Source organism: Alphaproteobacteria bacterium (assembly GCA_037200005.1).
Taxonomy (GTDB): domain Bacteria; phylum Pseudomonadota; class Alphaproteobacteria; order UBA9219; family RFNS01; genus JBBCGY01.
In genome coordinates, this window is sequence record JBBCGY010000001.1 from 881065 (window position 1) to 907174 (window position 26110).

Below are 26110 nucleotides of genomic sequence, written 5' to 3' on the forward strand. Positions count from 1 at the left end.
CCGACATTAATGCGGGTCGGTGACCTGATCCAGCACCACGAGGCAGCGCGGCTTTTGCGCCAGAACATCCTCCAGCGATATTTCCGGCAGCGGATCGGCGGCCAGCGCGATGCCCTGATGCACCGTGCCGGACACCATCTGATCGAACGCGGCCTTCTCGGCGCGCATGGGGCTGGGGCGCGGCAGCTTTCTTTCCTCCGCCAGAAGCAGCACGGGCGCGAATTCCTCCGCCGTGGCCGGACTCAGCCACAACTGGTGGCAGCGGCGCGCCGGATTCAGCCAAGCTTCGCGCACGGCGTGAAATCCGTACAGCAACTGGCCGGAGATTTTTTGCGCCGGCGGTTTTCTGCGCCTGCTGAATTTTTCCGGGGTTCGTGTCCGGGCTTGCGGCTCGGCGGGGAGGGAGCGCGATGCGGCGCCGGAGGGCGCGGCGGCGCGCGATGGGAAATCTTGGCCGGACGTTCCTGCTGTTCGCCGGAAGGTTTGGCGGGACGGCGGTCGGCCGAAAGGCTTATGCCTGCCTTCGGGCTTATATTTACCTTCGGGCTTGTATCTGCCCTCGGGCTTGTACTTGCCCTCGGGGTTATATCTGCCTTCAGGTTTATATCGACCTTCAGGCTTGGACCTGCCTTCGGGCTTATATTTTCCCTCAGACTTATATTTGCCTTCGGGTTTGTACTTGCCCTCAGGTTTTATATCGGCCTTCAGGCTTATATTTGTCCTCGGACCCAGGCTTGCCCTTGTGGCGCGGCTGCTGCCCAGGCTGGCCGAATGATCGCTTCTCCCTTCGTCCTTCGGCGGGCGCATTTCTTGCTCCGGAGGACAAATGGGGCTTCGGGGGGCGCCTCCGAGGGCGGTTTGGAAGAATGTTTCATCGAAACCTTGTAAACTTAACCGCCGCGAAGCGCAAATAAAGCCCATGCGGCGGCAAGCGGTTGACAAAAGTGCGTAAATTCCGTTTACTGGGCTGCTTCTCTCCCCTTATGGAAGGGTGGCCGAGTGGCTAATGGCAGCAGACTGTAAATCTGCCCGCGCGAGCGTACGGCGGTTCGAATCCGCCCCCTTCCACCACGCTTCGCCCTTACGGGCTACGCGTGGCGCAGCCACGCGCTAGACCGTTAGAGCGAAGCAGTGCCCGGCGTAGTTCGCGAAGCGAACGAAGCCTGGGCCGGTTCAAATAAAAAACCGATTGTCCCGCCTACCTGTCCTCCGAAGCCTTGGCGAAGGAGGGCTGATGAAGGCGGATGGAGCGGGGCATGACCTTCGTTCAATCAAGCCCTGGCGACTCTTCCAGCTTTTGGCGGTCGGGCCAGGCGCCGAAGAGGATATAACCGCCCCACAGAATTAATTTTACGATGCCGGTTTGAGGCAGAAAGAACAGCAGTGCCTGCGCTGGAGCGTCTTCACTACTGCCAGAAAACTCTCTCTTGCAATGCAACCAACTGATATTGTTTTATTTTTTATAATGTTATGTGTGGTTTCTGCAAAATACGGCGCAATATACGAATAAATATTGACTCTATACACAGGGATTTGTATACATAATTTATGATGAATTATCCCACATAATTAACCTAAGGATAAAAAATGAGCGACAGGTATGAAGCCAAATCAGTCAGAAAAGCGCGAGAAGTTCAGAGAACTTGCAGAAAGCCGAACTAATCGTGCCATCGACTCCATTCTGCGTATTGGCAATCTTTCAAACCGCCAGATTTACGAGTGGGACGAGACGGAAGTGAAGAAGGTCATTCGCGCGCTTCGTGAGGCCGTCATCTCAGTCGAAAGCCGCTTTGAATCTCCCAAGGGGAAGATGTCTGGCGGCTTCAAATTGCGATGAACGGAGCTGGAGCATGACAACTCACAACGAAGTAGCGCCGTTAAAAGTGGGCGATGAGGACTTTCTTGTTGCCAGCATGATCGAGCGTTGCCCGAAAAGCATGATGCTACGCGAGCTTGCGATGAATGCGCTTGAAGCTGCGGGGCATGCGCCCGAAGACAATCGCCTCGTTGAACTTCGTCCGCACGAACATAACGGCGCAAGCAAGCTCGTAATCTGGAACACGGGCAAGGGGATGAATTCGCAGGAGCTGCACAAGATGTGCGATATCGCTTCATCAATTGGAAAAGAAAAAAGCCTCACTGGCAATTTCGGATGGGTGCGAAAGTCGCTTCTCTGCCATCCAATCAGCACGGGCATGCGCTATCGTTCTTGCAAAGATGGACGGGTGTCGGAGGTCATTCTTTGCAAGCGCGAGAGCGCGTACGGTCGTCTCCGTCGCACGGACGAGGCGGGACATATATGCGAAGTCGTCGATGTGACTGAGGCCGCCCAGTCTGAGGGATACGAACTTTCTCAAGATTGGACCGAAGTTATGTTGCTAGGCAATCATCCCAATCAGGATACGGTTCGCGATCCGTATGATGGCAATCCAGCGCAGGACGCGCAGTGGATTGCCACCTACCTCTATCACCGCTTCTATCGGCTGCCCGCTGGCGTCCGTGTCATTCTCAAAAAAGGCACCAACAAACTCGACGGCAATCGCGCCTTCGATCCAATTCCTGCGAGGCTAGAGCGTCATTTCGAGAAGTATGAAACTGTGACGACCACCCACGGCATTAAGGTCCACTATCTCTATGATGCGCCGTACGACAAGGCGATGGGGGCATAACCGTTCCATCAGCGGCGCGATCGCCTCGGCTGTAAGTACCTGTGCCATCGTCTATCGAGACGAGATGTATGACGTGGGTAAAGGGCGTGGCTGGACTCAAAACGCCCCAATCTTCGGTATCCCTTTTGGTGCGCGACACATCTCTGTACATGTCGAGCTGCCTGATGACGCGGCAGTAATTTCGGACGGCTACCGCCAATTTCTTCGTTACGCCAAGGGCGAACAGGAGCAAGTATCGGTCAAAGACTTTGCCGAACTAGTGCGTGATCATCGTCCTCAGTGGTTGCTTGATCTTATCAGATCATTCGCGCCTTGAAAGCGCGTCGAGTGACGACATTCGTGAAGAGCTGCAAAAGCTTCTAAATGATCTGCAGGTACAACGCACGGGTCCCCGTGTGGAGTTGAACGGACCGATGATGGCGGATCCCGGGAAGGCTCCCCGGCGCTGAGGCCGGCGGTTCCGGCGCGGGCGCGGCGCGCTCGAGTGGTGGCGGTGATGCAGCAGGACACAAGCCGACTGACTTAACCGCCATGCCGACAGGAGCCAAGCGAGCCGACATGTTTGTCAACATGGAGCGCGCACCCGAGATTATTCCTCTCTACGGACGATGCCGAGATCGAAGAAAAGGGGGGTGAAGGGACGTGCCGCGCGGTACCTACATTGATACAGGCCAGCTCTTCATCAATATGCAGTACCCTGCCGTTGAACAGATGCGCGCGCTGCTTGAAACAGAATACGCTTCCGCCGCCGATATCGATGCAATGCGCATGCTCGTCCAACAAAACGCGGAGCGCTCAATCATGATCCGCGTAGGACGTGCGGTCGTTTATGCGCTCGCGAAACAGCTCATGAAGGAATGGGGACAGTGGCGCGGTCGAACGGCGCCCTCTCACCTGAAAGTCTTAGCGTTGCCGCCGACGATTATCACGACTCGCTCCAAACTGCCCGCCGCGCATTAGGTGCTCGGCTTCGTGTTTCAAAATTCGGTATTGAAGGCGAGTATTCTGCGGCTTAGGCTAGATCAGATGGTGTTTTTTCGCGTCCGGTGTTAGGCAAGCCCCGGCGACTCTTCCAGCTTTTGGCGGTCGGGCCAGGCGCCGAAGAGGATATAGCCGCCCCCACAAAATTAATTTTACGATGCCGGTTTGAGGCAGAAAGAACAGCAGGACATTCACCGGAATGGAGACGGCGGCGGCAAGCCGCATGGCCGCGCTAAATCCCGGCACGGTTTTGGTGAACATTCCCGCCAGCGTGGCGAAAAATAGCCGCCAGGAATATGCTGATCAGGTTTCCGATGAAAAAGCGCGACGGTCACGCAGAGCGCCGTGGCGGGGACCAGCCATACGCGTATGTATTCCGCGAGCTTTCCCCATTGCTCATGCGTGATGATCGGGCCGTCCGGCGTGTCGGCTATAGAGTGAACCCGGATTCCCGGCCCCTTGCCGTCCAGGGCGATGATTTTGTCCGACGTCACGAGAACCAATATCATCTGGCTTTGCATTTTTCTTGCCAGCAAATCCAGATCGGTGACGGCGTAATCGGGATCGATGAGAATCTTCCCGTAATCCCGGGCATCGCTTTCCTCCGGCCTCTCGATAAAATCGTTGACTCTGATGGTGTAGGGCGTGGTTCTTGACGCTGAAGGCGGGCAGGGACGCCGCGATGCGCGGAAAGGAATCCGCCGTCTGCTGCCAGGGCTTATATTCGGTGATGGCGGCATGGATAAGGTGGATGGCGACCAAGGCCACGAGAAATCCCATCCCCAGACCGCGCCATTCGCGCAGAAGTTCGCGATAGAACGGGCGCGAAAAGAAAGTCAGGGGAAGGCTTCGCGCTATTTTGCCCATGCTGCACCTATTTTAAGGATAAGATATTGTACCGACCGGGACTGAAAACTATGGCTTATTTATTCTCTTATTATCAGAAATCGATTAACTACATATTGCCATATATTTGATTGCGGGAATTATTGACTCGCATCATAATCAGGCTCTTTTCCGCCTCTGTCCAGGAGTCCCTCATGTCCTTCTCCCTTCCCGATCTTCCCTATGCGCCTGACGCCCTCGGGCCATACATGTCGGCCGAGACGATGGGGCTGCATCACGGCAAGCATCATCAGGCTTATGTCACGAAGCTGAACGAACTGACCGCGAGCGGGCCGTTCAGCGGCAAGCCGCTGGAAGAGGTGGTCAAATCGTCTTATGGAGTCGAGGGCGCGGAAGGCGTTTTCAATAATGCCGGACAGCATTGGAACCATTGCCTGTTCTGGACGATCATGAAGCCGAATGGCGGCGGCGCCATTCCGGGGCAGCTCGGAGGGCGTCTTGCCGACACGTTCGGCAGCATCGACGAATTCAAGGCGAAGTTCGCCGCCGAAGGCGTGGCGCAATTCGGCAGCGGCTGGGTCTGGCTGGTCGAGGCGAACGGCAAGCTCGAAATCATGAAGACGCCGAATGCCGTCAACCCGCTGGTGTTCGGCAAGAAGGCGCTGCTGCCCTGCGATGTCTGGGAGCATTCCTATTATGTCGATTACCGCAACCGGCGCGCCGACTACATCAAGGCTTTCCTCGATCATCTGGTGAATTGGGAAAACGTGGCGCGTAGACTAGAAGAAGACGTTAAAGTAGCCCGCTTAAGCCTAACAAAGGGGAACAGTATCATGACCGTACTTTATGTCGCCCAGGCCACGGCCGTCGGCGGGCGCGAAGGCCATGCCGAAACCAGCGACAAGAAAATCGCCGTCGATCTTTCGACGCCGGGCGGCAATAAGTCCGGGACCAATCCCGAACAGCTTTTCGCCTGCGGCTACGCCGCTTGCTTCGGCAGCGCGGTGCAGTTCGTGGCGGGGCAGAAGAAGATCGACGCGGGCGTCATCACGGTCGCGTCGGAAGTCAGCCTTCATAAAGACGACAAAGGTTTTTCCATCAGCGCGGTCTTGAATGTGCTGTTGCCCGCGCTTGATCCGGCGGCGGCGGCCGATCTGGTGCGCGCGGCGCATGAGGTCTGTCCCTATTCCAAGGCGACGCGCGGCAATATCGAGGTTACGCTGAAGGCGAACGGCGCGGCGGTTTAGGGCGCGATTTTTTTGCCAGGGAAGCGCTGTTCGCAAGGTCTCATATAGAGCATGCGCTATATGTTTCACACCGCTCTCCCAGGAATGGGCGGCGTGTCCGTCTGCTCCATCGGTGATGTACTTAAAACAGGAGAATGGAATATCTTCACAATGGCATATCTTGGCCAGGGCATAGGCTTCCATATCCACGACGTTCCATGCACTCGTCGCGCCACTTGTGACAAAGCTATCGCCGGTGCCGCATATGCCGGAGGGGTATCCGTCGAATTGCGCGCCGCGCATGATGGAGGGAATATCTTCGTAGGGCGTCGTATAAGGCGCAAAACCCAATGCGGAGACATCAAGATCGCGCTGCACGAACTGCGTGCAATTGACGATGGCGCCGCGCTTAAAATGCGGCGAGCCGGCGCTCCCTAAATTAACGACCATCGCAGGATGCCGCCCATGCTTCCGGTGCCATTGCGCCAGGCCTTTCGTAAGATTATAGGCCGCGTTGACCTTGCCTACACCGCAATAGACGACATTCAAATCGTTGAAGGCATCTTGCGCTTCTTCGGCCAAAGCGAAAACGATAAGAGCATCGGAAGGGTGCCGCAGAGGAGTCATGTTTTCAAGGCTTCATGCGTGATGATGCTAATGTTCCTCATCTTGGGCCGCGACAGCGATAAGACCCCTGGAATATGCCACGGCGCAGACGGCTTCCAAAAACCATTCTTCAAGATCGCCTGTCGTCTCATCCATAAGAAGCGTTTCATATATTAAGATATTGAGGTCTTCGTCAAAATAATCCGGCGATCTAATTTGGTTTATGATGTTGTCATCCATCGACCAGCGGGCTGTAAAACGAGGAGATCCCAGATGAACGACATAGCCGTCGTCTCCCGAAATGATTGGATCAAAAGGCGAAACTCCAATGATCCATAAGGGGCGCGTCGCGGCCATTTTGTGGCCAAAAGACTCAGCCATTTCATAGCGGTGACGAAATCTATAAAAATCCGGGGGAACCAATGCGGGAATCCTAAAAGGTTTTTTTGTTAGCAATGAAATAATCATTTTTCATCTCCGTGGACCATTTTCTAGGGGCATCCTGTAGGCAGGTAAAGCACTAAATCTCAACGAGACAGCCAATCTCCACGGAGCATGACGTCAAATCGAGGTCTATTACCATACGGCGGTATGTAACGCTATTGTTGCGATCCGATATAAAAGTCCCTCAAAAGTAGTGGGCAGGGCATTCCCCTTTTATGCTAATAGTGATAATAATAACTGGGCCACACGGTTGTAAACAGGAGAAGAAGGATGGATATCGCCAAGTTCATTACACTCTCCAACGAAGCGCAAAATATAGAGCAGCTTTACAAGCTCTTGGAAGAATCCTTAGCCGCGCTTTGCGGGTACGACCGCGTTCTCTTCAGTTTGATGTCAGATCATGCAAGCCTGGGTCTTAAGGCCGGGCACGGCATCATGCGTAATTATCCCGATGATTGGATGCGGCATTATATCGAGAAAGGATACGAACATTTAGATCCTGTCCCGAAATTCGGATTCCGTCATGTTGGGCCGTTTATATGGGATGGCTTGCCCCTCGTAAGGGACTTGTCGCCTCAGGAAGATTTATGCATGAACGAATGCCGCGAGGCCGGATTCTATAATGGCGCTGCGATTTGTTTAAGGGGGCTGACGGGCGAGTCGGGCGGCATAGGTGTTGCAAGCAGTAGCTCCAAGAAGCCGGAAAGCGAGAAAGAGGTAAAGTACAAATTAAGCACGCTGAATGTGATCGCGCAGCAATTTTATGTTATTTTCTGCAGCCTGTATGAAAAGAAACGTACCCTCGGCGATCATCAAGTCACGCTGACGAGCCGTGAAGTCGAGATCATGCGGCAGATGTCGCTTGCGAAAAAGGATGACGCGATCGCGCACGACATGAATATGACAAGGCATGCCGTTGATTTTCATGTTCGCAATATTCTTGTGAAATTCAACGCACCGAACAGAATGTTCGCTGTCATGAAAGCGATTAACGGCGGATTTCTAACCCTCGACGACGCGGCGTTTATTCGGCAGTCTTCGCGCGTCGGCAGGTCGCGTCTATCCGTTTAACAATCTCGGCAGACGTTGGGTAAAATCCCCATGCCTCGCATGTCTGTGCCCTTCTTCAGTTGCCGCCGCGCGATAATAACTCATAATAAAAACGCGAATGGCTGAGGTGAAATTCATCCCCTCGTTCTTTTGCCCCATGATCAAGGATCCTATCTCGTTAATGGATGCTCCCTCGCGCTGGCTGATTTCCTCCAAACCTTCCCACATGGCTTTTTCCAGCCGAACCGAGGTTCTCTGTCCATTCACCTTAATATTTTTACTTATGAGTCCTTGCGGCTCTTCATACCTTTGCTGATTCACAGCAGGTTCAAATGCAATATCCGGCATTAAAAGAGGCTCCCTAATATCAAGACGCTATGGCAATAGAATCCGAGAAATTCGTGGAATAATGATTTTGCAGTACGGGATACTGGATGCCAACCGTACATCGGACTCGTGATAGAGCTTCTGGCGAAACAAAAACCTGACCTGCACGGGTTTTAATGCCATCGATTAATCTCTCTTCGCCGAGATAGTCAGCACCCCAGCCGGAATGGAAGAAGACCCTTTTCCAGATGAAGTTCTGCATGACGCCGATATACTTCTCAATTTTATTGCCGAGGCCGAATTCCAGGTATCCGAGAACGATTTCCCATTTTATTCTTTCTCGCAATTCGCCGGTCAGGGTTTTTATCGATGCAAATCCGCGTTCCTTCCCATATCGATGGTGATGACGGCAATTCTTCTTCGACCATATGCGGCCATAAATCGCGCAACATATACGGGCGATCGGTAGGATTGAGTCTGGAACAGCCGCGTACAATGCGGTGTTCGTCTAACCAGACAAGATAGACTGTCGCCAGGGTGTCGTATTGATCGTATTCCATGTCCTTATAGACAGGAACATCGTAACTCTGCCGATCTTTGAATTGGCGATAACGCAGCTTGTGCAATTGGGAAAGAACATCGCCATATTCATGGGCATTTTCGATATTGATAGCATAGAGCATATCGTTCCCCCTACCAGTAGTAGGGTGTCATAACGGAACACATGTCCTAAAAATAGCTACGAATGTTCGTAGGATTGAGGGCGGCCTCTGTCCGGTTCTGAAATTTTGCAAAGAATGCGATAGCAAAAAGAACGGCGAAAAAGTTTGCGGCAAGATGCGCCCCGCTATTGGCGCTGGGCGGTCGATGCGTTGGATGGGGGAGCTATGCGAAACTCTCAACGAAACGCTGAACAGAAATAAATAGCGTCTATAAGAGAAAGAGCAACGCATTGAATTCATTGGAGCGGGCGAAGGGATTCGAACCCTCGACCCCAACCTTGGCAAGGTTGTGCTCTACCCCTGAGCTACGCCCGCACTCCAAGGGCCGCAGCTTGCCTTCGGCGGCGCGGCAGGTCAAGTGCCAAAACGCGTCAAAAACCGTGACAAGCGACAAAAAGCGGTTTCGGCCCGCTGCCGTTTTATCTTGGTTTCCCGATAGTTGGAGGCCACTTGAAATATGCGATTTCCATACGATCTCATACCTGATACATGGTTACCGCAGCCCATGACCAACCATTGATCAACCATAACGAAGCCATGCCATGCTGACCGCCGCCACGTCTCAACCGGTTTCCGCCGCGCCGTCCGATCTTATCAAAGATACGGATTATAACGGCTTCATGCGCGACGTCGTCGAGGCGTCGCTCAAGGTTCCGATCATCGTCGATTTCTGGGCGCCATGGTGCGGCCCATGCAAACAGCTCGGCCCGCTGCTCGAGAAAATCGTCCTGAGCCTTAAAGGCGCGGTGCGGATGGTCAAGATCGATATCGACGCCAGCCCGGAGATCGCGCAGCAGTTTCGCGTTCAATCCATTCCCGCCGTCTATGCGTTCTTTCAGGGACGGCCGGTCGACGGGTTCATGGGCGTTCTGCCGGAAAGCCAGATCAAGCAGTGGATCGAGCGCATCCTCAAGGTCGCCGCGCCGGAGCCGCCGCGCCGGGCGCACAAAATCCGCTGGCGGAAATAGAAACCGCGCTGAAGCATGCGGGCGAATTGCTTGCATCCGGCGATTGGCAAGGCGCTCAGGACATCTATAGCGATATCGCCGGTCTCGATCCGGACAATGCCGTTGCCTATGCGGGATTAGTCCGCAGCATGATCGTGGGCGGGCATATGGAGCAGGCCAAGACCATGCTTGCTTCCGCGCCGCCGTCGGTTGCCAAGGACAAAGCGCTGGATCAGGCGCGTTCGGCCCTCGAACTTGCCGAGCAAGCCGCGCAGGCCGGGCCGGTGCAGGAGTTGGAAGCCAAGGCGGCGTCGTCGCCGAACGATCATCAGGCGCGTTATGATCTCGCCATGGCTCTTGTGGCGGCGGGCAGAAAAGAAGAAGCGGTCGATCATCTGCTCGAAATCGTCCAGCGCCAGCGCGCCTGGAACGAGGAAGCGGCGCGCAAGCAGCTGGTCAAGCTTTTTGAAGTTTTCGGCCCGGCCGATCCGTTGACCGTCAGCGCGCGCAAGCGTTTGTCCTCTATCCTGTTCGCATAGCATGGGCGACGCCGTATCCCATAGGCTGACCTTGCCGTTCGCCACGCTCGAATTGCCGGAAACGCTGCCTTTATTCGTGTTGCCGAGCATCCTGTTGCTACCGCGCGGGCGCCTGCCGCTTAATATTTTCGAGCCGCGCTATCTCGCTTTGGTGGATGACGCGCTTTCGCAGGGGCGGATGATGGGCATCGTGCAGCAAATGGAGCCTCAGGCCGAAGGCGATGCCGTGTCGCTCTATAAAGTCGGCTGCATGGGCAGGATCATGAGCTTCTCGGAAACGGAGAAGGGGAATTACCTGCTTTCGCTTCAGGGCGTTTCGCGTTTCGGGCTGGGGGAGGAATTGCCGTCCAGGAATGGCTATCGCCGGACGCGCGCGGATTTTACGCTTTACGCCGACGATCAAGCCGAAGCGCCGCACGGCGTCGTGGAGCGCGGACGGCTGTTCGCGGGCGTTGCGTCATTATTTCAAGATCAACAGCATTACCGCGAATTGGGATGTCATCCAGGAGACGTCCGACGACAGCCTGATTATTTCCCTGGCGATGACCTGCCCGTTCGCGCCGTGGGAGCATCAGGCGCTTTTGGAAGCGCCGACGCTGGCCGAGCGCGCCAGGCTTCTCCTCACGCTCATCGAAATGACCACGGCTCGACCGGCAGCACGACCGGGAAGAGATCGTGAGGCATTGATGGCGGCGGAAACCAAACCTGCCGAAGCTGGGCGCGCGATCGATCCGCGGCTTCTTGAAATCCTGGTATGCCCTTTGACCAAGGGCGAGCTGACTTATGACGCGATGCGTGGGGAACTGGTCAGCGCCAAGGCGGGCCTTGCCTATCCTATCCGCGACGGCATCCCGATCATGCTGATCGACGAGGCGCGCAAGATCGAGGACTGAGGGCGGGCAATCAATCCTTCCCCGCCATCGCCCCGGCCTTATGCACGATGACTTGCACCTCGATGCTGCCCGCTTTTTCGAAGCGCAGGATGAGGGGGGAATTTGTCGCCTTCCTTGAGCGGATTTTTCAAGCCCATCAGCATGATGTGCTTGCCGCCGGGTCGCATGGCGGCCGGCTGATGCGGCTCCAGTTCCAGCGCATCGAGATGGCGCATCGTGGCGACGCCGTTTTCGACGGCGCTTTCGTGGATCATCGCCATGTCGGCGGCAGGGGTGCTGACCTCGACTAACTTATCCGGCGCATCGCCGTTGTTGAGCAGCGGAACATAGGCCGCGCCGTTCTCGGCTTTCGCGGACGTGGCGCGCGCCCAGATATGCCCGATTTGTATATCACCTTGCCGGTAGCTGTGAGCGTGGGCGAGGGGCGCGGCAAGCAAAAGCGCAGATAGCAACGCCGGGGCCAATAGTCTTGCAATCATCATGAGTTCACCAGAAAACCGTTCCTTGTCCCATGCCCGCATCCCCCATGGTAAGGCCGCGCGCGACGGCGGGGCGTTCGGCGATCATGTCGTACCAGCGGCGGATGTGGGGATAATCGTCGAGGCTCTGGCCGACACGGGGCATGGTCGCGGATGAAAGGCCAGGTCGCTATGTCGGCAATCGAATAGTCGTCGCCGAGATAATCCCACGCCGCCAAATGCCGGTTCAGCACGCCATAGAGGCGGGCGATCTCCCGGGTAAAGCGGTCGATGGCGTAAGGAACTTTTTCGCCCGCGAAGGTGCGGAAATAATGCGCTTAGGCCCGCCGAAGGGCCGAGGCCGCTGACTTGCCAGAACAGCCATTGCAGCACCCGCATCCGCGCCGCTTGCCCGGTCGGCAGGAACCGGCCTGCTTTTTCCGCGAGATAGATGAGGATCGCGCCGCTTTCAAAAACCGCCAGCGATCCCCCAGCGCGTCGTGATCGACGATGGCGGGGATTTTGTTATTGGGATTGATGGCGAGAAATTCAGGGCGGAACTGCTCGCCCTGCTGGATGTCGACCTTTTTCAGCGCATAGGGCAGCCCGCACTCCTCCAGCATGATCGTGATCTTGAAGCCGTTCGGTGTCGGGTAATAATAAAGGTCAATCATTCCGGAAGTTTAACGGCAGACGCGTGCAACAAGCAAGGCACAAAAAAAGCCCCGCCGCGAGGCGGGGCTTTTATAGAGTTCTATCGTATTCAGTCCCTTGGCTTTTTAGGCGGCCTTCGAGGGCTGAGTGATCGTTTCGACGATCTCGTTGACCCGCTGGCTGATCGGCGCGATCGCCTGGCTGGCGGTGCGGGTGGAGATTTCGGTCATCTTCGTGGTTTCGGCCATGGAGTTATCCATCCAGCTGCGCATCAGACCGCTTTGCAGGTCGACAAGCTCGCGCAGTGTTTTGACGGCAAGCATTTGCTTGCTGACGGTCATGGATTGTTCCATGACGCCTTGCACCCATCCCATCGTATTCTTGGTGATTTCTTCACAGCCCTTGGCCACGATCGTGCAGGACTGCACCATGGCGTCCATATTGCTGCGTCCGATACAGGCCATCTTTTCCATCTGGTCGCTGGCCGTCTTCATGGCCGCTTCGGCAGCCCGCATCGTCGTTTCGGCCTGTTTGCTGGCCGCTTCTTGCCCTGTTTTCATCATAGACTCCATCTTGGGCGTTGGCGGGCGCAGCGAGCGCCACGAGTTTGCTATTTCTAGTCATGAGTGCATTCCTTGTATGTTCTACACCGTTCAGCGCATTATTGCTGAATATTTCAGGCGCAGACCAACAAAGGAAGATATGCCAAAGCCGACATATATCAATATGCTGCACTGCAGCGCGAAATCTACGGCTAATCGAATTTTGGAGTCAAGAGGAATCTTGGTATCGAAACGATTCCAAACCCTTTATCCGGGAATATTATGAAAAAACACAACTTATCTTTTTGAGAGGCCAGGCGCTTTTAATGCTTTCCTTGGCCGGAAAATTACGAAATAGTTGATTTTCGTTAACAATCGCTTCGTAATGATTCGTTATCCTAGGTCGGGGCGTAAGAAACTGCATGATTATAAAATACATTAAAATCATTGTGTTATCCTTATTCTTGGGCGTGCTGACATCCGCCGCCCAAGCCGATGATCGTTACGCTTCGATTGTCGTCGATGCCAAAAGCGGAAAGGTCGTCCAGTCGTATAATTCTGAAAGCCTGCGTCATCCTGCTTCGCTGACGAAGATGATGACCCTTTATATGACGTTTAAGGCGCTTAAGCAGGGAAAGCTGCGCGGCAATGAGGGTTTGCGCGTCTCTTCTTACGCGGCAGCGCAATCGCCTTCGAAGCTCGGACTGAAGCCGGGCGGAGTCTTGCGGGTTCGCGATGCGATTTTGGCGCTTATCGTTCAATCGGCTAACGACGCGGCCGTGACCCTGGGCGAGGAGATCGGAGGCAGCGAGGAAAATTTCGCGCGCATGATGACACAGCAGGCCAAAGAACTCGGCATGACCCGAACGGTTTTCTATAACGCTTCCGGTCTGCCCGACGACCGGCAAGTAACCACGGCCAGGGATATGGCCATTCTTGCCCGCGCGCTGCTTTTTAATTTCCCCGAGCATTACCGTTTATTCAGCACGCGGGATTTCAAGTATCGCGGGGTGCTTCATGCGAACCACAATCACTTAATGTCGCGCTATCCCGGCATGGATGGGATTAAAACAGGCTATATAAGGGCTTCCGGATTTAATCTTGTGGCTTCCGCGGTTCGGGGGAAAACGCGGCTTATCGGCGTTATTTTCGGTGGCGAGACGGCGCGGGGACGCGATAACGATATGGCGGCGCTGCTGAATGACAGCTTCGCCAAAAGCGCGGCATTGCTGACCTCTCAAGCGGCAACGCCGGTGCCCGCGGTGAAAGTCGCCGATGCCGCCGCGGCTCAAGCGGCATTCGCCGCGGCGCCGGCGGCAGCGGCTCCTTACGGGGCGGGCGATACCGTTGAGGATGTTATTACTGAAAATAATAAAACTGAACCGACGCCTGTGGCAATATCAACACAGCCGTCTCCGCCATCTTCCCAGCCTGTTTTACAGCCGGAGAAAAGCTCCGCGGAGAGCGCAGCGCCTCGCGCTCAGTCATGGGCGATTCAAATCGGCGCTTTCCGCAATCGTGCCGCCGCCGAGAAGGCGGTAGGGCGCATCGGCCAGTATTTGCCTAAGGATTTGGCCTCCGCGCGCTATCAGGTCGTTCGGGTCGCGGCCAAGTCCGGCACGGTTTATCGCTCCCGCTTGATCGATCTCGATGAAAGCGCGGCGCGCGCTATTTGCCGCATGCGGCACAGCGCGGCGAGGTCTGTGCCATTATTTCGCCTTCAGAATAGTATAAACGAGTATGTGGGGTGTTAACCAATTCTAAACCCCGCCAATTCTACTTTTTCACGTTGGGGTATTTTTTACCGGTTTTTCAAAACATTCCACCCATTCGTTAAGTCATTTTCTTATCAGAAAGAGCCATGATTTCCGGTCCGTTCAGGATCGACGCCATGGGATGGAAGGATGTATTGGTGCCGCGAAATCTTGCCTCACTGACATTGGGTTGCGCCACGGTGCTGCTGCTTACGCTGTCGGCGTGCGGCGACGTCCATGTGCCGGAGGCCAAATCACTCATTGGCCGGAGGCCGGCCTTGCCGGAGGTGCCGCAGCCTGATGAAACCGTGCGCGGCGAGGACGATCCCGCCGTCGTTACGTTGAAAATCGGCCGTACCTTGCATGAACGGTATCTCGGACGCGCCGATGATTTGCCGAGCGATGTCATCATTCCGCCGACCACTTTGCAGAATGTGCCGGTTACGGCGGCGCTCGAAGCTGTTCTGGCGGGCACGGACTTTTCGCTTTCATACACGGAAGGCGATTATTCGGACCGGCTCGCGACGCTGGTGAATCTTCGCGGGCCCTTGCCGAAAGTCGTGCAGCGAATTTGCTCGGCGGCCAAGATTTTCTGCATTGCCCGCGACGGCAATCTGGAACTGAAAGAAGAACAGAATTTTATCATCGAGCTGCCGCCTATCGAGCGTCATGGAACCGGCGGCGGCGTTGCCGCCACCAATACGATTGCCGACGCCATTTCCGCGCTTGCCGGAAAGCCTGTCAAGCAGGACGAAGCGGGCGGCAATCTTATCTATACGACGACCGTCGAAGGCCAGGAGCGCGTGAGCAAATATCTGGAGCAGTTGCGGCATGGAAGGCCGCTGATCGTGCTGCAGATGTATATCTGGGAGGTGTCGCTCGATTCCGAAGCGGCGGCCGGAATCAATTGGAAGAATCTCAACGTGTCCAAGCTCGGCGGCGACTGGCAAAGCCTGGCGATCAATTCCGGCGCGAGCACCTTTGCCGCCGCGACCGGCGGCGTCAGCGTGGGCGCGGTCTTAAGCGGAAAGGTCGGCGCGGAGATCATCGCCAACTTCCTGGCCACCCAAGGCGAGGTGCAAACGATCAGCGATCCGCAGCTGACCTTCGTATCGGGATCGTCCGCCGAATTTCGCGTCGGCGGCACCCGCAGCTATGTTTCCCAGGTCGGACAGCTGACTTCCAATAATGTCTCGGGCTCTTCATCGAGCGCCAACGGCATCGGCACCAATACCGTATCGACCGATAAAATCGAAACCGGGCTGAAAATCAATGTCAACGGCTCTTATGAATCGGGCGTGGTGTTTTCTACCCTCGAGGTGAACATTACCGATTTGATCAGGATCGATTCGGTCCAAACGGGGGAAACGACCCTGCAGCTGCCCGAAACCAGCAACCGCAATTTCACCACGGTATTGCGTGTGCGTCCCGGCGACAGCATGGTGCTGGCGGGCATGACGTCGTCGCGCGACGATTCGGTTCGCGACCGCCTGAACATACCTTTGATCAACCGGATACCGCTTAACCGCGACGACCAGAAGCAGAACCGGGAATTGGTGGTCATGCTCAAGCCGTCGCTCATTTTCTTTGCCGACGCCAAGACCGTGGAAGATCGGCAGCGCGAGGAAGCCCCGTCCATGCCGGTGAAAGCCGGCGTTGAAAACAACGCCATAGCGCCGCAACAATCCATCCCGGTCTCGCAAACGGACAAGCCGCAATTACCGTCGGCTGTCGGCGTGGCCGATGGCTTGGCTATCGATAAGGAATGGATGCAGCAGGGATTTGCTTCCGCCCTCGCCGAGTTATCGGGAGAGCCGCCGCAGACAGGGCGGGGACAGCCATGAAGCGGTGGTGGATTGTCATGGCCGTGATGGCGATTGTCCTGGGGCAATCGGGGGGACGGGCGTACGCCGCCCGCGACGCATCCTTCATCGAACCCGGGGCGTTGACGACCAAGGGGAATGTCGCCGAGGCCATCGTCGCCGATCCTAAATTATACGATGCCGGCGAGACCATGATTGGAATCGCCCGGCGCATCACGATGTTTTTCGTCAATACCAACAGCGGAACGGTCACGATCGGCGAGATCTCCGCTGCCGGGGACGGCAATGTTACGGTGCAGATTCTCGACAACGACTGCAAGAGAAACGGCAAGCTGGTGGGATTCAGCCGTTGCACCGTCGTCCTGTCGATTACGCCGACCAGCGTCGGCCCGTGGAGCGTCGAAACCTTGGTCGAGCATGACGGCTCGGGACGGCTGGCGCGCGGCATCGTCACGGGCAAGGCGCAGATCGATCCCAGGGCGCTCAGGTCCGCGGAAGGACTCAATCTTACCAGCAAAGAAGTCAAGGCGGTGGATTTCAATGATGTCAGCGCCGACGGCGAAGGCGCGGTGCGAACCGCCCTCATGGTCAATGACAGTCCCGAGAATATAACCTTGCTGTCGATTGAGGTCATCGCGGCCGGACGAGGCCTGGAAAGACTCGACCAAGGCTGCGCCGTCAATCAAATGCTCAAACCCGATGAGTCTTGTCCCATCACGTTGCGGTGGCAACCGCAGGACAAGGGGGCGATTTCAACCGATTTGATCGTGCGTCATACCGGCAAGGCCGGTTTTACGGTTATTCCCGTGCGCGGGCGCTCACAAGGCGGAACGAAAGTCGAGAGCGCCGCCAAGGAAACCCGCATAACGCCTTCAACCGGCACCCCGGCCCCTCCCACGGCGGCTGAAATCGAACATCTCGCGGGCAAGCTTCCCGCCGTCGCCGCCATCGATCTGGGCAGCGACCGGGTCAAGAGCCCCGCGAAAAGCGATAGCGAGATATATTTCATCGGCGCTGTCGGCGACCGGGCCATATTCCAGCGCGATGGAATCACCAAAGTGCTTGCGATCGACAGCGAAACCGAACTGTCGGGAGCGCATGTCAGGCTGATCGAGATTTCCGGCAAAGTCGCCACCGTCGAGGTCGATGGCCGCCGCAAATATTTGAAATTGGGCTCTTCCGGTTATCGGCCTTCTTCATCTTTGGTTAAGAAAGACAAGGCTGTTTCTGAAAAAAAGGATGCCGCGTCAAGTAATTCGCAATCTTCTTTTGGTAAATAAAATGGTAACAGCGGCGATTCCGGTGGGTGCGCAATCATAATGGCACATGACATGCCCGCCCCGGCGAAAGGAAGAGAACGTGAACGAGACCACGCGCGTGGCAGGCATCGAGACCGACGGGAAGAGCCAGCAGGTCAATCCCCGGCACTATGAACTTGCTCGCGCGGAGCAGGCGGTTCACCGCGCTCGCGGGCGCCATTTAAGCATCGACGACATATTGAAGCGCAATGGCTTTGCCGAAAGCAGCAAGGCCAAGGAAAACGCCACCCGCACCCGCGACGATCTGACGATGCAAGCCTTGCGGCTGTATATACCCGCCGCGACCCAGGCGGCGATGGGAATTTGTCTTATGGGATTGAGCGGCGGCGTGTTGCGCATCGCCGTGGGCGACCGTTTGCACCAGGAAGACATGGATCGCCTTACGGCGGTGCTGACGACTGCGCGCCGCAAGGTCGAGCGCGTTGAAATAGAGCCGTGGGATCGTGCCGAGCTGACTCGTCTGATGCGCGAGCAATCGGAAATGCCCGGCGAGCGGCTGCTGCGGATATTCTCCAGCCTCAGCCGCGATTCCGACGATTCGACGCTGATCGAACAGGCGGTGCATGACATTCTGGCCGAAGCCTTGCAGAGCCGCACCTCGGATATCCATATGACGCTGCAGGACGACGACGTGCGCTGCTGGGTGCGCTATCGCGTCGACGGCGATCTCGTCTACAAGCACTTGCTTCCGAACCGGGTGATGGCGCCGATCGTCACGCGTATCAAGACCGACGCTAAAATGGACGCTGCCGACCGCCAGCATCCGCAAGACGGACGCCTCACTTTCGAGTGGCAGGGACGCATGATCGACGTGCGCGTCGCCTGCCTGCCGGTCGCGCCCTCGGGCGAGAAAATCACGATGCGTCTTCTCGATCGCGAAAATTTGCGCAGCTTCGACGAGCTGTTCAATCACTCGGAAGTGGTGGCCGCCCGCCTTCGCCGCACCCTGCACGGCCATGTCAAGGACGGCGGCTTGATCGTGGTGTCGGGTCCCACCGGGTCGGGCAAGTCCACGACGCTGTACGGAATCATTCAGGACATCGACCGCACCGCCAAGGCCGTTTATTCGGTCGAGGCGCCGGTCGAATACGACATGCCTCTGGTCGACCAGACTTCCGTCACCGACAATTCCGCCAACACGATCGCCGATATTATCCGCGCCTTTATGCGGCATGATCCCGACGTCATCATCGTCGGCGAAATGCGCGATGGCGATACCGTCGAGGCCGCGTTGCGCGCCACGGAGTCCGGGCATCTCGTCATCACGACCGTTCACGCCGTCGACGCCTTGCATACGCTTGACCGTATCGACGGCTTTTTGAGTTCGGCGTATCGCACCAGCGGATTGTATATTTTGGGGCATGCGCTGGTGGCCAGCCTGTCGCAGCGTCTCGTGAAAACCGTATGCCCGTCCTGCCACCGCACCGCGCGCGCGGGCGAAGTCTATACAGGAGAGCTGCGGTGCGAGGATTTGGGACTCGATCCCGACGAGGATGTCGGACTGGCCAATCCGGAAGGGTGCGATCTTTGCCATCACCGCGGCTTCTTCGGCCGGGCGTTGGCGCTTGAAGCCATGTTCCCTCCCGAAGATCAAAGCAGCCGGCGGGCCATCACCGAAATGCTCGTGTCCAACGTTTCGAACTCCATTACCGACATCCCGGGCACGATTTACATGCCGCGGCGGGATTCGATCCGCGATCTTATCAGACGCAAGGCCGTGGACGCTCATATGGGCGCGGCGCTTCTGATTGAAGAAGCGGCCACCCGTAGTTCGCGGGGGCGCTAGGGCATGAAACTCTATCACGCCAAATATGCGCAGCCTCTTCCTGGCGGCACGGTGACCATCCGGGAGGAGGATTTTTATCTGCCCGACGTGATCTCGGTGCGGCGGCAGTTGCGCGGACGCGGCCTGTGGCCGATCAAGATTCTCGAGCAAAAACCGCCTGCCTTCGAATGGCTGGATGTCCGCAGCCGCGAGTGGCAGAAGCAGTTGCTGCGCGCCCTGCGGTTTCAGACGGCGACCGCTTCGGCCGGCACGGCGCTTTTGAACATCATCGAAGGCGAGGCCGATGCCCGCCGCCGCATGGTGTTTCTGCCTGCGCGAACGGTGCTGAAGGGAGGCGGTTCTTTCTCCGACGCCCTGAAGTCCCTGAAGCTTATGGACGCCGCGACGATGGCGATCATCGTCTCGGGCGAGCGCGCCGGAGATTTGAAGGGCGTCATCCAGCATGCCATGCAGCATGTCGAGGAGAAAGGCAAGCAGACCAAAGTGGTGCTCGCCGCGCTCAGCTGGATGGCGTTCGACATATCCAACGTCATTTCCGCGCTGTGGGGCGCGCAGTTCGGCTTCATCCCCTATTTGCGCGCCAACGCGCCCACGAACACCACGCCCGAGCAGATGCAGAAGCTGGAGACGGCCATCACGCGCGCCTCGTGGATCAATGGTTCTCTCATCGTCATCACGACCGCCGTGATCGGCGGCGCGATCGTGCTGGCCGCGGCGTTCTGGATGAACCGGCACAAAGCCGACCATCTGGCGGCGCGCCTTGTCATGAGGGTGCCGCTGTTCGGCGAGTATCTGCGGAATTCGGCGCTGTTCGACACTTGCCGCCTGATAGCCAGGCTCTTGAACGGCAAGGTGCCGCTCGATGAGGCGCTCAAGATCATCATCGAAACCACCATCGAGCCTTCGGCGCGCAGCTATTGGCGCGAATGCAGAAGCCGTATCATGAAGGGCATCGAGCCGAGCAAGGCTCTGGCGCGCTGGCCTCTCACCAAAGGCGAACGCGACCAGATTGCGACCGTGCAGTCGGTCGATCAGCTTACCGAAGTCTATGAGGCCATTGCCGCCGAACGGCAATTGATGGCGAAGGCAACGCAGCGGCGCATCGTCGTCAGCGGCGTGGCCTGCATGATGACGTTGTTCGGCGCCGTGGTTCTTACGATGATCTATCTGCTCATGATCCAGAATTCCGGGTTCATGGACAGCTTGCAGGGAATGCGCGAAGGATAAAAACAAGGATAAAAATGCTGCAGGCTCTTCTCAAAGAAAAAATGTCCCATGTCGCCGGAAAAGCGCGGCGGGTCGCGGCGTCGATCGAAACCGCCGCCGCGCCCTCGTCCGTCGAAGAGACCGCCGTCACGACCTCCGGAGGTTTCTTCGGCGGCCAGGTGGCGCTGGACGATTTCTTCATTCCCGGCGAGCTGGTCGGCGGCGCATGTCCGCGCGTGCGCGGCCAGGAACGGGAAATTGCCTGGCATGCGGCGGCGGAGGCTTGCGATAGCGAGCGCCTGCACATGGTATGGAGCGCGACCGAAGACAGGGTATGGTATCTGGCGGCGCGTTCCGCGGAATTCGCTTCCAAGCCGTTTACCTGGTGCCCGTTCGCTTCGCTGCTGCCCGGCATGAAAGACGCGACGCCGGGGATGGTTTGCTACGCGTATTATTCCGACGAAGCGGCGACGATGATGACGGTGTCGTCGGACACGCTGCAAATTCACCGCGGCACGCCCGCCGTCGTCCGCGCCAAGACCGAGCGGGTCATACGCGAACTGGGCGACGCCGCTTCCATCGAAATCGATCCTGAGATGGTCATGGGGCTTACGCCGGTCGCATGGTATTCGGTCTCGCTGTTCGAAGACCGGGCCAGGCGCTTGCTTACGCTGGTGTCCGTCGCCGCGGCGATGCTGTGCCTGACGGTCGCCTTTCTGGTCTGGCTGATTGCTTCGCTTTCCATCGTGTCCCACCGCAGCAATCTCGAGGCGGTTCAGACGCGCACCCAGGAAAGAACCATGCAGCTCATGCAATCGGTCGAAAAGCTTCGCGCCAGCGTCATGCGCGACCAGATCGCGCGTTTCACCGAGCTTAACGAAGGTTTGGTGCAGGTCGGCGGATGGCTTAAATTTTATCAGATCAAGAGCAATGCCGTGCGCTGGCGCGCTTTGCTGCCCGTCAACGTGACCGGCGACAGGATCAAGGAATTGGGCGGCAAGCTTCTGGATACCAAAGAACAGGGCGTGCTGGTCGGAACCGATAAACTGACCCCTGACGGCAAATGATGGAGTCGGCATGAAAGCCATGGGAAACATATCCGACCTGTTGTCTCCTCTCCTTATCGCCAAGGTATTGCGGTCGCTTGACCGCACGGCGATGGTGATGATGATCGTCGCCTGGTCGGCGGCGATGGGGATGATGGGAATCGCGATTTACACCGTCAAGACGGCGGGCCGCACCAGCCAGCAGGCCGAAGCCGCCGCCGCGCTGGAACCGGTGGTGCCGACTATGCAGCGGACGGCATTGCCCCGCGCCGACCTGGAAAAACTGGCCGACCGGCTTGCCTCGCGCTATCGCGGGGTATCTTTCGTGGCGACCCCGGATAACACCCTGGATATTGCGAACAGCGAGCCCAACAATTTCATGGACTGGCTGGCCTCGCTCAGTTATCTCGACACGATCGCGCCGGAGGCGCGATGGACGATCCGCGACCTGTGCATCGGCAGCGAATGCGGCCAGGCGCTCATGCGGGCCAGAATCGTGGGAGAACGGGTCACATTTAAAGCGCCCGCCCAGCCGGATCTGGAAAATATCGGTGGCGACGGGGAATCCGCTCCCGCCAAGCCATAATTGATGCTCATGCGCTAGCAATTTTGTCACACTTGCGTTCAATTCTAGATTGGCTGCGCGCGATACGATTATTTAGGGTAGTATTCCGAACAGGAGTTCTTAATGATCGTCTGGTATGATTCAACTCGGCAATTTGCTTAACTTAGTCTTAACCTAAGAACCGTAATACATGTGCGTTACGGCTTATGCGGTTTTGGCAAGGTGAGCGATTGCTGCTACTCCAGGACGATTGGTGCCTGGAACATAAGGGGAGATAAAAATGCAAAACAAGAACGTCTCGCGGCTTCCTAAGGACGCCGGTATCGCTATCGGCCCTATCCTGTTCGTGGTAGCCATCCTTGGCATTCTGGCCGCGGCGATCGCGGCGGGCAGCGGCTCCTTCACGGGAAGCAGCGCTTCAGAATCCAGCAAAACCAAGGCGGCCGCGCTGATCGACATGGGGCAAAACCTCAAGGTCGGCGTCGATAGGATGCTTGGCCTCGGTTATGACGGCGGAACCACCTCGGGCACGTCCATAGACATTAATCCGGTCAATACATCCGGCGACGACGATTTATTCTCGCCGTCAGGCGGAGGAATCAGCGCGCCATCGGTAGCCATGGCCAACACGCCATCCACCGATAGATGGAACTATTCCAGGCATATTGTCACTAATATGGGAAGTGCAACAGCCACGACCGGCCGGGATCTTACGGCGTTTATACGGATCGCGGCGACCGTGTGCAATCAAGTCAACGTCAAGGTTGTTGGCGCTCCGGCGACTTTGGATGTGACCACGAACGTCAACTATGCGGCAGACGCCGGCAATCTTGCGACGGATGAAGATGGAAATTGGGCGCCGGCGCTTGCAGGGCAGATGACGGGCTGTTTCAAGAATACCGCCTCCGCTCCTTGGGACGGATACTGGTACTATCAGGTTCTCGCCATCCAATAGGCGAAACGCGAACCCTCAGCCGCCATTCCTGCATGCAGCGGGGATGGCGGTTTCTTTTTGGGCCTGCGCTGCCTTAAGGCATGGATTAACCACAACCGCCTAATCACCCCGCAATTTACAACCAAGGCTTCGATGTGCTAACAGCATGATCGGCGCCGCCTTGTAAAATTGCGGGCGTTCGCGCCTCCGGATGATATTGACGAGTCCTGACCCTAAGTTGAGCATCATGAGCGTTTCTGCATTGAAAAAATCAGGGAAAAAATGGGGCCGCGCGGCTCTCCTGGCGGCGTTTTTTATTCTCTCGCGCGCCGCTTCCGCATTTGCCGCGCCCGAGCCGTGGGGCATCGGGATGCAGTCGGGTATCTCGCCTCTGCGCGACCGCATGGATGATTTTCATAATCTGCTGCTTTATGTCATTTTCGGCATCGTGATTTTTGTTCTGGGCCTGCTGGTTTACGTGATTTTTCGCTTCAACGCCCGCGCCAATCCGACGCCCAGCAATTTCGCCCATAACACGCCGCTTGAAATCGTTTGGACCGTCATTCCGATCATTATTCTCGCGGTTATCTCGGTGCCCTCCATTCAATTGCTGTATTTCGGCGACAAGCTTGCCAAGCCGGACATGACGCTCAAAATTACCGGGCACCAATGGTACTGGTCCTACGAATATCCCGATCACGGCAATATCGCGTTCGATGCCCGTCCGATCTGGGATAGCTCCGCGACCACCAGCGAGCAGGCGGCGGAGCTTCTCAAGGATGCCTCTCCGAAATGGCTGATCCCGACCGCCGAGCCGCTCAGAATGCTGGAGACCGACAATCGGCTGGTGCTGCCGGTAGGCGTGAATATCAGGCTATTGTTTACCGGCGCGGACGTGATCCATTCATGGCTGGTGCCGTCGCTCGGCGTGCAGGAAGCGGCCATTCCCGGCAGGCTCGGCGAACGATGGGTCAAGGCTGACCGCGAGGGCATTTATTATGGGCAGTGCACCCTCATCTGCGGCGCGGGACACGGCTATATGCCGATTGTCATCGAGGCGGTTTCGCCGGAGCGTTTCGCCGCCTGGGTCAAGACCAAGCATGATCAAGCGGACGGCGGCGCCGGGCTGGAGCCCGGCGGCATCCGGCTCGCGCGCATGAGCAAGTGATACGGAGATACGATGACGACACAAGATGCGGCGCATCACGACGGCGCGCACGACCACAAGCCGGGCTTTTTCGCCCGCTGGTTCTGCTCGACCAATCATAAGGATATCGGCACGCTTTATCTGATCTTCGCGGTGATCGCGGGATTGATCGGCGGCGGCTTTTCGGTATGGATGCGGCTTAATCTCCAGAATCCAGGCGGCCATTATGTCAGCGACGGGCAGATGTGGAACGTCATCATCACCGCGCACGGCCTGATCATGGTGTTCTTCACGGTCATGCCGGCCTTGATCGGCGGCTTCGGCAACTGGTTCGTGCCGATCATGATCGGCGCGCCGGACATGGCGTTTCCCCGGCTCAACAACATAAGCTTCTGGCTGCTGATTCCGTCTTTCGCGCTTTTGCTCGGATCGGCCTTCGTGGGGCAGGGGGCGGGAACCGGCTGGACCGTCTATCCTCCCCTGAGCACCTCCGGGCAAGGCGGACCGGCCGTCGACATGGCGATTTTCTCGCTGCATCTCGCGGGCGTCTCGTCGATCCTCGGCGCGGTCAACTTCATCACCACGATCCTCAATATGCGTGCGCCGGGCATGACGCTGCATAAAATGCCGCTGTTCGTCTGGGGGATGCTGATCACGGCGTTCCTGCTGCTGCTCGCGGTGCCGGTTCTCGGCGGCGCGATCACCATGCTGCTGACCGACCGCAATTTCGGCACCAGTTTCTTCGATCCGGCGGGAGGCGGCGATCCGCTGCTCTACCAGCATCTGTTCTGGTTTTTCGGCCATCCCGAAGTCTATATCATGATCCTGCCCGCCTTCGGGATCATCAGCCATATCGTCTCGACCTTTTCCAGGAAGCCGATCTTCGGCTACCTCGCGATGGCTTACGCGATGGTGGCGATCGGCTTTATCGGCTTCGTCGTGTGGGCGCATCATATGTACACGATGGGCCTTGACGTCGATACGAGGGCTTATTTCACCATCGCGACGCTGATCGTCGCGGTGCCGACCGGCATCAAGATTTTCTCCTGGATCGCCACCATGTGGGGAGGGTCGATTACCTTCAAGACGCCGATGCTGTGGGCGGTGGGGTTCATCTTCCTCTTTACCGTCGGCGGCGTGACCGGGGTCGTGCTGGCCAATGCGGGCCTCGACATGCCGTTGCACGATACATATTACGTCATCGCGCATTTCCATTATGTGCTGTCGCTCGGCGCGGTGTTCGCGATTTTCGCGGGCTGGTATTACTGGATCGGCAAGATGTCGGGGCGGCAATATCCGGAATGGGCGGGCAAGCTGCATTTCTGGATCACCTTCATCGGCGTCAATCTGACCTTCTTCCCGATGCATTTCCTCGGGCTGCAGGGGATGCCGCGCCGCGTGCCCGATTATCCCGATGCTTTCCATGGCTGGAACATGGTGGCGTCGATCGGGTCCTATATCTCTTTCGCGGGCGCGATCATGTTCGTGTTCATCGCGATCTACACGATCAAATTCGGCAAGCGCGTCGGAGCCAATTATTGGGAATTCGGCGAAACGCTGGAATGGACGCTGCCCTCGCCGCCGCCATTCCATCAGTTCGAGACTTTGCCGCGGATGATGTGATCG

General features: G+C 57.1%; 25 protein-coding genes, 2 tRNA genes and 3 pseudogenes. 20 read left to right on the top strand and 10 right to left on the bottom strand.

Annotation, left to right across the window (positions count from 1 at the left end):
* Positions 1-6 precede the first annotated feature (6 nt).
* On the bottom strand, positions 7-807 hold the full coding sequence (locus WDO70_04465) for an RNA methyltransferase substrate-binding domain-containing protein (protein ID MEJ0062459.1): 801 nt from the start codon (positions 805-807) through the stop codon (positions 7-9).
* 178 nt (positions 808-985) lie between these two features.
* Here WDO70_04465 and WDO70_04470 point away from each other — a divergent pair.
* The 5 genes from WDO70_04470 to WDO70_04490 all read left to right on the top strand — a co-directional run bounded on the left by WDO70_04470 (position 986) and on the right by WDO70_04490 (position 3629).
* Positions 986-1071, top strand: a tRNA-Tyr gene (locus WDO70_04470).
* Positions 1072-1600: 529 nt separating this feature from the next.
* Positions 1601-1837, top strand: coding sequence for a hypothetical protein (locus tag WDO70_04475; GenBank protein ID MEJ0062460.1), 237 nt, complete (start codon positions 1601-1603; stop codon positions 1835-1837).
* A gap of 13 nt (positions 1838-1850) precedes the next feature.
* Entirely contained in the window at positions 1851-2669 is an 819-nt protein-coding gene (locus WDO70_04480) for an ATP-binding protein (GenBank protein MEJ0062461.1), read from the top strand.
* 64 nt (positions 2670-2733) lie between these two features.
* Entirely contained in the window at positions 2734-2985 is a 252-nt protein-coding gene (locus WDO70_04485; GenBank protein ID MEJ0062462.1) for a hypothetical protein, read from the top strand.
* Between the two features lie 326 nt (positions 2986-3311).
* Positions 3312-3629: a hypothetical protein gene (locus WDO70_04490; GenBank protein ID MEJ0062463.1), complete on the top strand. Its 318-nt coding sequence runs from the start codon at positions 3312-3314 to the stop codon at positions 3627-3629.
* Between the two features lie 212 nt (positions 3630-3841).
* Here WDO70_04490 and WDO70_04495 read toward each other — a convergent pair whose 3' ends face one another.
* Positions 3842-4390 (bottom strand): hypothetical protein, encoded by a 549-nt coding sequence (locus WDO70_04495; protein ID MEJ0062464.1) that lies wholly within the window; start codon positions 4388-4390, stop codon positions 3842-3844.
* A gap of 300 nt (positions 4391-4690) precedes the next feature.
* Between WDO70_04495 and WDO70_04500 the strand changes: the two genes are divergently transcribed.
* Positions 4691-5743 (top strand): Ohr family peroxiredoxin, encoded by a 1053-nt coding sequence (locus WDO70_04500; GenBank protein ID MEJ0062465.1) that lies wholly within the window; start codon positions 4691-4693, stop codon positions 5741-5743.
* Positions 5744-5881: 138 nt separating this feature from the next.
* Here the strand turns inward: WDO70_04500 and WDO70_04505 are convergent.
* Positions 5882-6349: pseudogene (locus tag WDO70_04505) on the bottom strand (nucleosidase).
* Between the two features lie 27 nt (positions 6350-6376).
* Entirely contained in the window at positions 6377-6796 is a 420-nt protein-coding gene (locus WDO70_04510; protein MEJ0062466.1) for a hypothetical protein, read from the bottom strand.
* A 246-nt stretch (positions 6797-7042) separates the two neighbouring features.
* On the opposite strand from WDO70_04510, the gene WDO70_04515 reads away from it, so the two are divergent.
* Positions 7043-7843, top strand: a complete 801-nt coding sequence (locus WDO70_04515; protein ID MEJ0062467.1) for an autoinducer binding domain-containing protein — start codon at positions 7043-7045, stop codon at positions 7841-7843.
* Here WDO70_04515 and WDO70_04520 read toward each other — a convergent pair.
* The 3 genes from WDO70_04520 to WDO70_04530 form a co-directional block, all read right to left on the bottom strand.
* Complete coding sequence (locus WDO70_04520; protein MEJ0062468.1) at positions 7832-8170, bottom strand: ribbon-helix-helix domain-containing protein; 339 nt, start codon at positions 8168-8170, stop codon at positions 7832-7834. The genes WDO70_04515 and WDO70_04520 overlap by 12 nt on opposite strands.
* 263 nt (positions 8171-8433) lie before the next feature.
* Positions 8434-8832, bottom strand: a complete 399-nt coding sequence (locus WDO70_04525; protein MEJ0062469.1) for an acyl-homoserine-lactone synthase — start codon at positions 8830-8832, stop codon at positions 8434-8436.
* Between the two features lie 279 nt (positions 8833-9111).
* Positions 9112-9186, bottom strand: a tRNA-Gly gene (locus tag WDO70_04530).
* Positions 9187-9413: 227 nt separating this feature from the next.
* Here WDO70_04530 and WDO70_04535 point away from each other — a divergent pair.
* The 3 genes and pseudogenes from WDO70_04535 to WDO70_04545 all read left to right on the top strand — a co-directional run bounded on the left by WDO70_04535 (position 9414) and on the right by WDO70_04545 (position 11250).
* A pseudogene (locus WDO70_04535) lies at positions 9414-10357 on the top strand (co-chaperone YbbN).
* Position 10358: 1 nt separating this feature from the next.
* Positions 10359-11036: an LON peptidase substrate-binding domain-containing protein gene (locus WDO70_04540; GenBank protein ID MEJ0062470.1), complete on the top strand. Its 678-nt coding sequence runs from the start codon at positions 10359-10361 to the stop codon at positions 11034-11036.
* 7 nt (positions 11037-11043) lie between these two features.
* Positions 11044-11250 carry a Trm112 family protein gene (locus WDO70_04545; GenBank protein MEJ0062471.1) on the top strand — a complete coding sequence of 69 codons (207 nt, stop codon included), beginning with the start codon at positions 11044-11046 and terminating at the stop codon, positions 11248-11250.
* A gap of 38 nt (positions 11251-11288) precedes the next feature.
* Here the strand turns inward: WDO70_04545 and WDO70_04550 are convergent, their stop codons facing one another.
* The 3 genes and pseudogenes from WDO70_04550 to WDO70_04560 form a co-directional block, all read right to left on the bottom strand.
* Positions 11289-11732 carry a copper chaperone PCu(A)C gene (locus WDO70_04550; protein MEJ0062472.1) on the bottom strand — a complete coding sequence of 148 codons (444 nt, stop codon included), beginning with the start codon at positions 11730-11732 and terminating at the stop codon, positions 11289-11291.
* Positions 11733-11736: 4 nt separating this feature from the next.
* Positions 11737-12382: pseudogene (locus tag WDO70_04555) on the bottom strand (glutathione S-transferase N-terminal domain-containing protein).
* A 105-nt stretch (positions 12383-12487) separates the two neighbouring features.
* Positions 12488-12922, bottom strand: a complete 435-nt coding sequence (locus WDO70_04560) for a phasin family protein (GenBank protein MEJ0062473.1) — start codon at positions 12920-12922, stop codon at positions 12488-12490.
* 431 nt (positions 12923-13353) lie between these two features.
* Here WDO70_04560 and WDO70_04565 point away from each other — a divergent pair, with 431 nt between their 5' ends.
* From WDO70_04565 to ctaD, 10 genes are all read left to right on the top strand, one after another.
* A complete protein-coding gene (locus tag WDO70_04565) occupies positions 13354-14658 on the top strand; it encodes a serine hydrolase (protein ID MEJ0062474.1) in 1305 nt (434 codons plus the stop codon).
* Between the two features lie 107 nt (positions 14659-14765).
* Entirely contained in the window at positions 14766-16502 is a 1737-nt protein-coding gene (locus WDO70_04570; GenBank protein ID MEJ0062475.1) for a hypothetical protein, read from the top strand.
* On the top strand, positions 16499-17761 hold the full coding sequence (locus WDO70_04575; protein MEJ0062476.1) for a hypothetical protein: 1263 nt from the start codon (positions 16499-16501) through the stop codon (positions 17759-17761). Before WDO70_04570 ends, WDO70_04575 begins: the two co-directional genes overlap by 4 nt.
* 79 nt (positions 17762-17840) lie before the next feature.
* Complete coding sequence (locus WDO70_04580) at positions 17841-19586, top strand: ATPase, T2SS/T4P/T4SS family (GenBank protein MEJ0062477.1); 1746 nt, start codon at positions 17841-17843, stop codon at positions 19584-19586.
* A 3-nt stretch (positions 19587-19589) separates the two neighbouring features.
* Positions 19590-20813 (top strand): type II secretion system F family protein, encoded by a 1224-nt coding sequence (locus WDO70_04585; GenBank protein MEJ0062478.1) that lies wholly within the window; start codon positions 19590-19592, stop codon positions 20811-20813.
* A 14-nt stretch (positions 20814-20827) separates the two neighbouring features.
* Positions 20828-21859: a hypothetical protein gene (locus WDO70_04590; GenBank protein ID MEJ0062479.1), complete on the top strand. Its 1032-nt coding sequence runs from the start codon at positions 20828-20830 to the stop codon at positions 21857-21859.
* 10 nt (positions 21860-21869) lie between these two features.
* Entirely contained in the window at positions 21870-22424 is a 555-nt protein-coding gene (locus WDO70_04595; GenBank protein ID MEJ0062480.1) for a hypothetical protein, read from the top strand.
* A 259-nt stretch (positions 22425-22683) separates the two neighbouring features.
* Positions 22684-23358, top strand: a complete 675-nt coding sequence (locus WDO70_04600) for a hypothetical protein (protein ID MEJ0062481.1) — start codon at positions 22684-22686, stop codon at positions 23356-23358.
* 226 nt (positions 23359-23584) lie between these two features.
* Positions 23585-24505 (top strand): cytochrome c oxidase subunit II, encoded by a 921-nt coding sequence (gene coxB, locus WDO70_04605; GenBank protein MEJ0062482.1) that lies wholly within the window; start codon positions 23585-23587, stop codon positions 24503-24505.
* A 12-nt stretch (positions 24506-24517) separates the two neighbouring features.
* Positions 24518-26107, top strand: a complete 1590-nt coding sequence (gene ctaD, locus WDO70_04610; protein ID MEJ0062483.1) for a cytochrome c oxidase subunit I — start codon at positions 24518-24520, stop codon at positions 26105-26107.
* Positions 26108-26110: the final 3 nt, after the last annotated feature.

What these genes read in the sequence shown, in the direction of transcription:
- WDO70_04590 (MEJ0062479.1), top strand. Translation starts at nt 20,828, where the DNA reads ATGCTGCAGGCTCTTCTCAAAGAAAAAATGTCCCATGTCGCCGGAAAA.
- WDO70_04575 (MEJ0062476.1), top strand. Translation starts at nt 16,499, where the DNA reads ATGAAGCGGTGGTGGATTGTCATGGCCGTGATGGCGATTGTCCTGGGG.
- WDO70_04500 (MEJ0062465.1), top strand. Translation starts at nt 4,691, where the DNA reads ATGTCCTTCTCCCTTCCCGATCTTCCCTATGCGCCTGACGCCCTCGGG.
- WDO70_04540 (MEJ0062470.1), top strand. Translation starts at nt 10,359, where the DNA reads ATGGGCGACGCCGTATCCCATAGGCTGACCTTGCCGTTCGCCACGCTC.
- WDO70_04465 (MEJ0062459.1), bottom strand. Translation starts at nt 807, where the DNA reads ATGCGCCCGCCGAAGGACGAAGGGAGAAGCGATCATTCGGCCAGCCTG.
- WDO70_04570 (MEJ0062475.1), top strand. Translation starts at nt 14,766, where the DNA reads ATGATTTCCGGTCCGTTCAGGATCGACGCCATGGGATGGAAGGATGTA.
- WDO70_04485 (MEJ0062462.1), top strand. Translation starts at nt 2,734, where the DNA reads ATGTATGACGTGGGTAAAGGGCGTGGCTGGACTCAAAACGCCCCAATC.
- coxB (MEJ0062482.1), top strand. Translation starts at nt 23,585, where the DNA reads ATGAGCGTTTCTGCATTGAAAAAATCAGGGAAAAAATGGGGCCGCGCG.
- WDO70_04595 (MEJ0062480.1), top strand. Translation starts at nt 21,870, where the DNA reads ATGAAAGCCATGGGAAACATATCCGACCTGTTGTCTCCTCTCCTTATC.
- WDO70_04520 (MEJ0062468.1), bottom strand. Translation starts at nt 8,170, where the DNA reads ATGCCGGATATTGCATTTGAACCTGCTGTGAATCAGCAAAGGTATGAA.
- WDO70_04585 (MEJ0062478.1), top strand. Translation starts at nt 19,590, where the DNA reads ATGAAACTCTATCACGCCAAATATGCGCAGCCTCTTCCTGGCGGCACG.
- WDO70_04515 (MEJ0062467.1), top strand. Translation starts at nt 7,043, where the DNA reads ATGGATATCGCCAAGTTCATTACACTCTCCAACGAAGCGCAAAATATA.
- WDO70_04600 (MEJ0062481.1), top strand. Translation starts at nt 22,684, where the DNA reads ATGCAAAACAAGAACGTCTCGCGGCTTCCTAAGGACGCCGGTATCGCT.
- WDO70_04495 (MEJ0062464.1), bottom strand. Translation starts at nt 4,390, where the DNA reads ATGCCGCCATCACCGAATATAAGCCCTGGCAGCAGACGGCGGATTCCT.
- WDO70_04550 (MEJ0062472.1), bottom strand. Translation starts at nt 11,732, where the DNA reads ATGATGATTGCAAGACTATTGGCCCCGGCGTTGCTATCTGCGCTTTTG.
- ctaD (MEJ0062483.1), top strand. Translation starts at nt 24,518, where the DNA reads ATGACGACACAAGATGCGGCGCATCACGACGGCGCGCACGACCACAAG.
- WDO70_04560 (MEJ0062473.1), bottom strand. Translation starts at nt 12,922, where the DNA reads ATGAAAACAGGGCAAGAAGCGGCCAGCAAACAGGCCGAAACGACGATG.
- WDO70_04510 (MEJ0062466.1), bottom strand. Translation starts at nt 6,796, where the DNA reads ATGATTATTTCATTGCTAACAAAAAAACCTTTTAGGATTCCCGCATTG.
- WDO70_04525 (MEJ0062469.1), bottom strand. Translation starts at nt 8,832, where the DNA reads ATGCTCTATGCTATCAATATCGAAAATGCCCATGAATATGGCGATGTT.
- WDO70_04475 (MEJ0062460.1), top strand. Translation starts at nt 1,601, where the DNA reads ATGAAGCCAAATCAGTCAGAAAAGCGCGAGAAGTTCAGAGAACTTGCA.
- WDO70_04545 (MEJ0062471.1), top strand. Translation starts at nt 11,044, where the DNA reads ATGGCGGCGGAAACCAAACCTGCCGAAGCTGGGCGCGCGATCGATCCG.
- WDO70_04480 (MEJ0062461.1), top strand. Translation starts at nt 1,851, where the DNA reads ATGACAACTCACAACGAAGTAGCGCCGTTAAAAGTGGGCGATGAGGAC.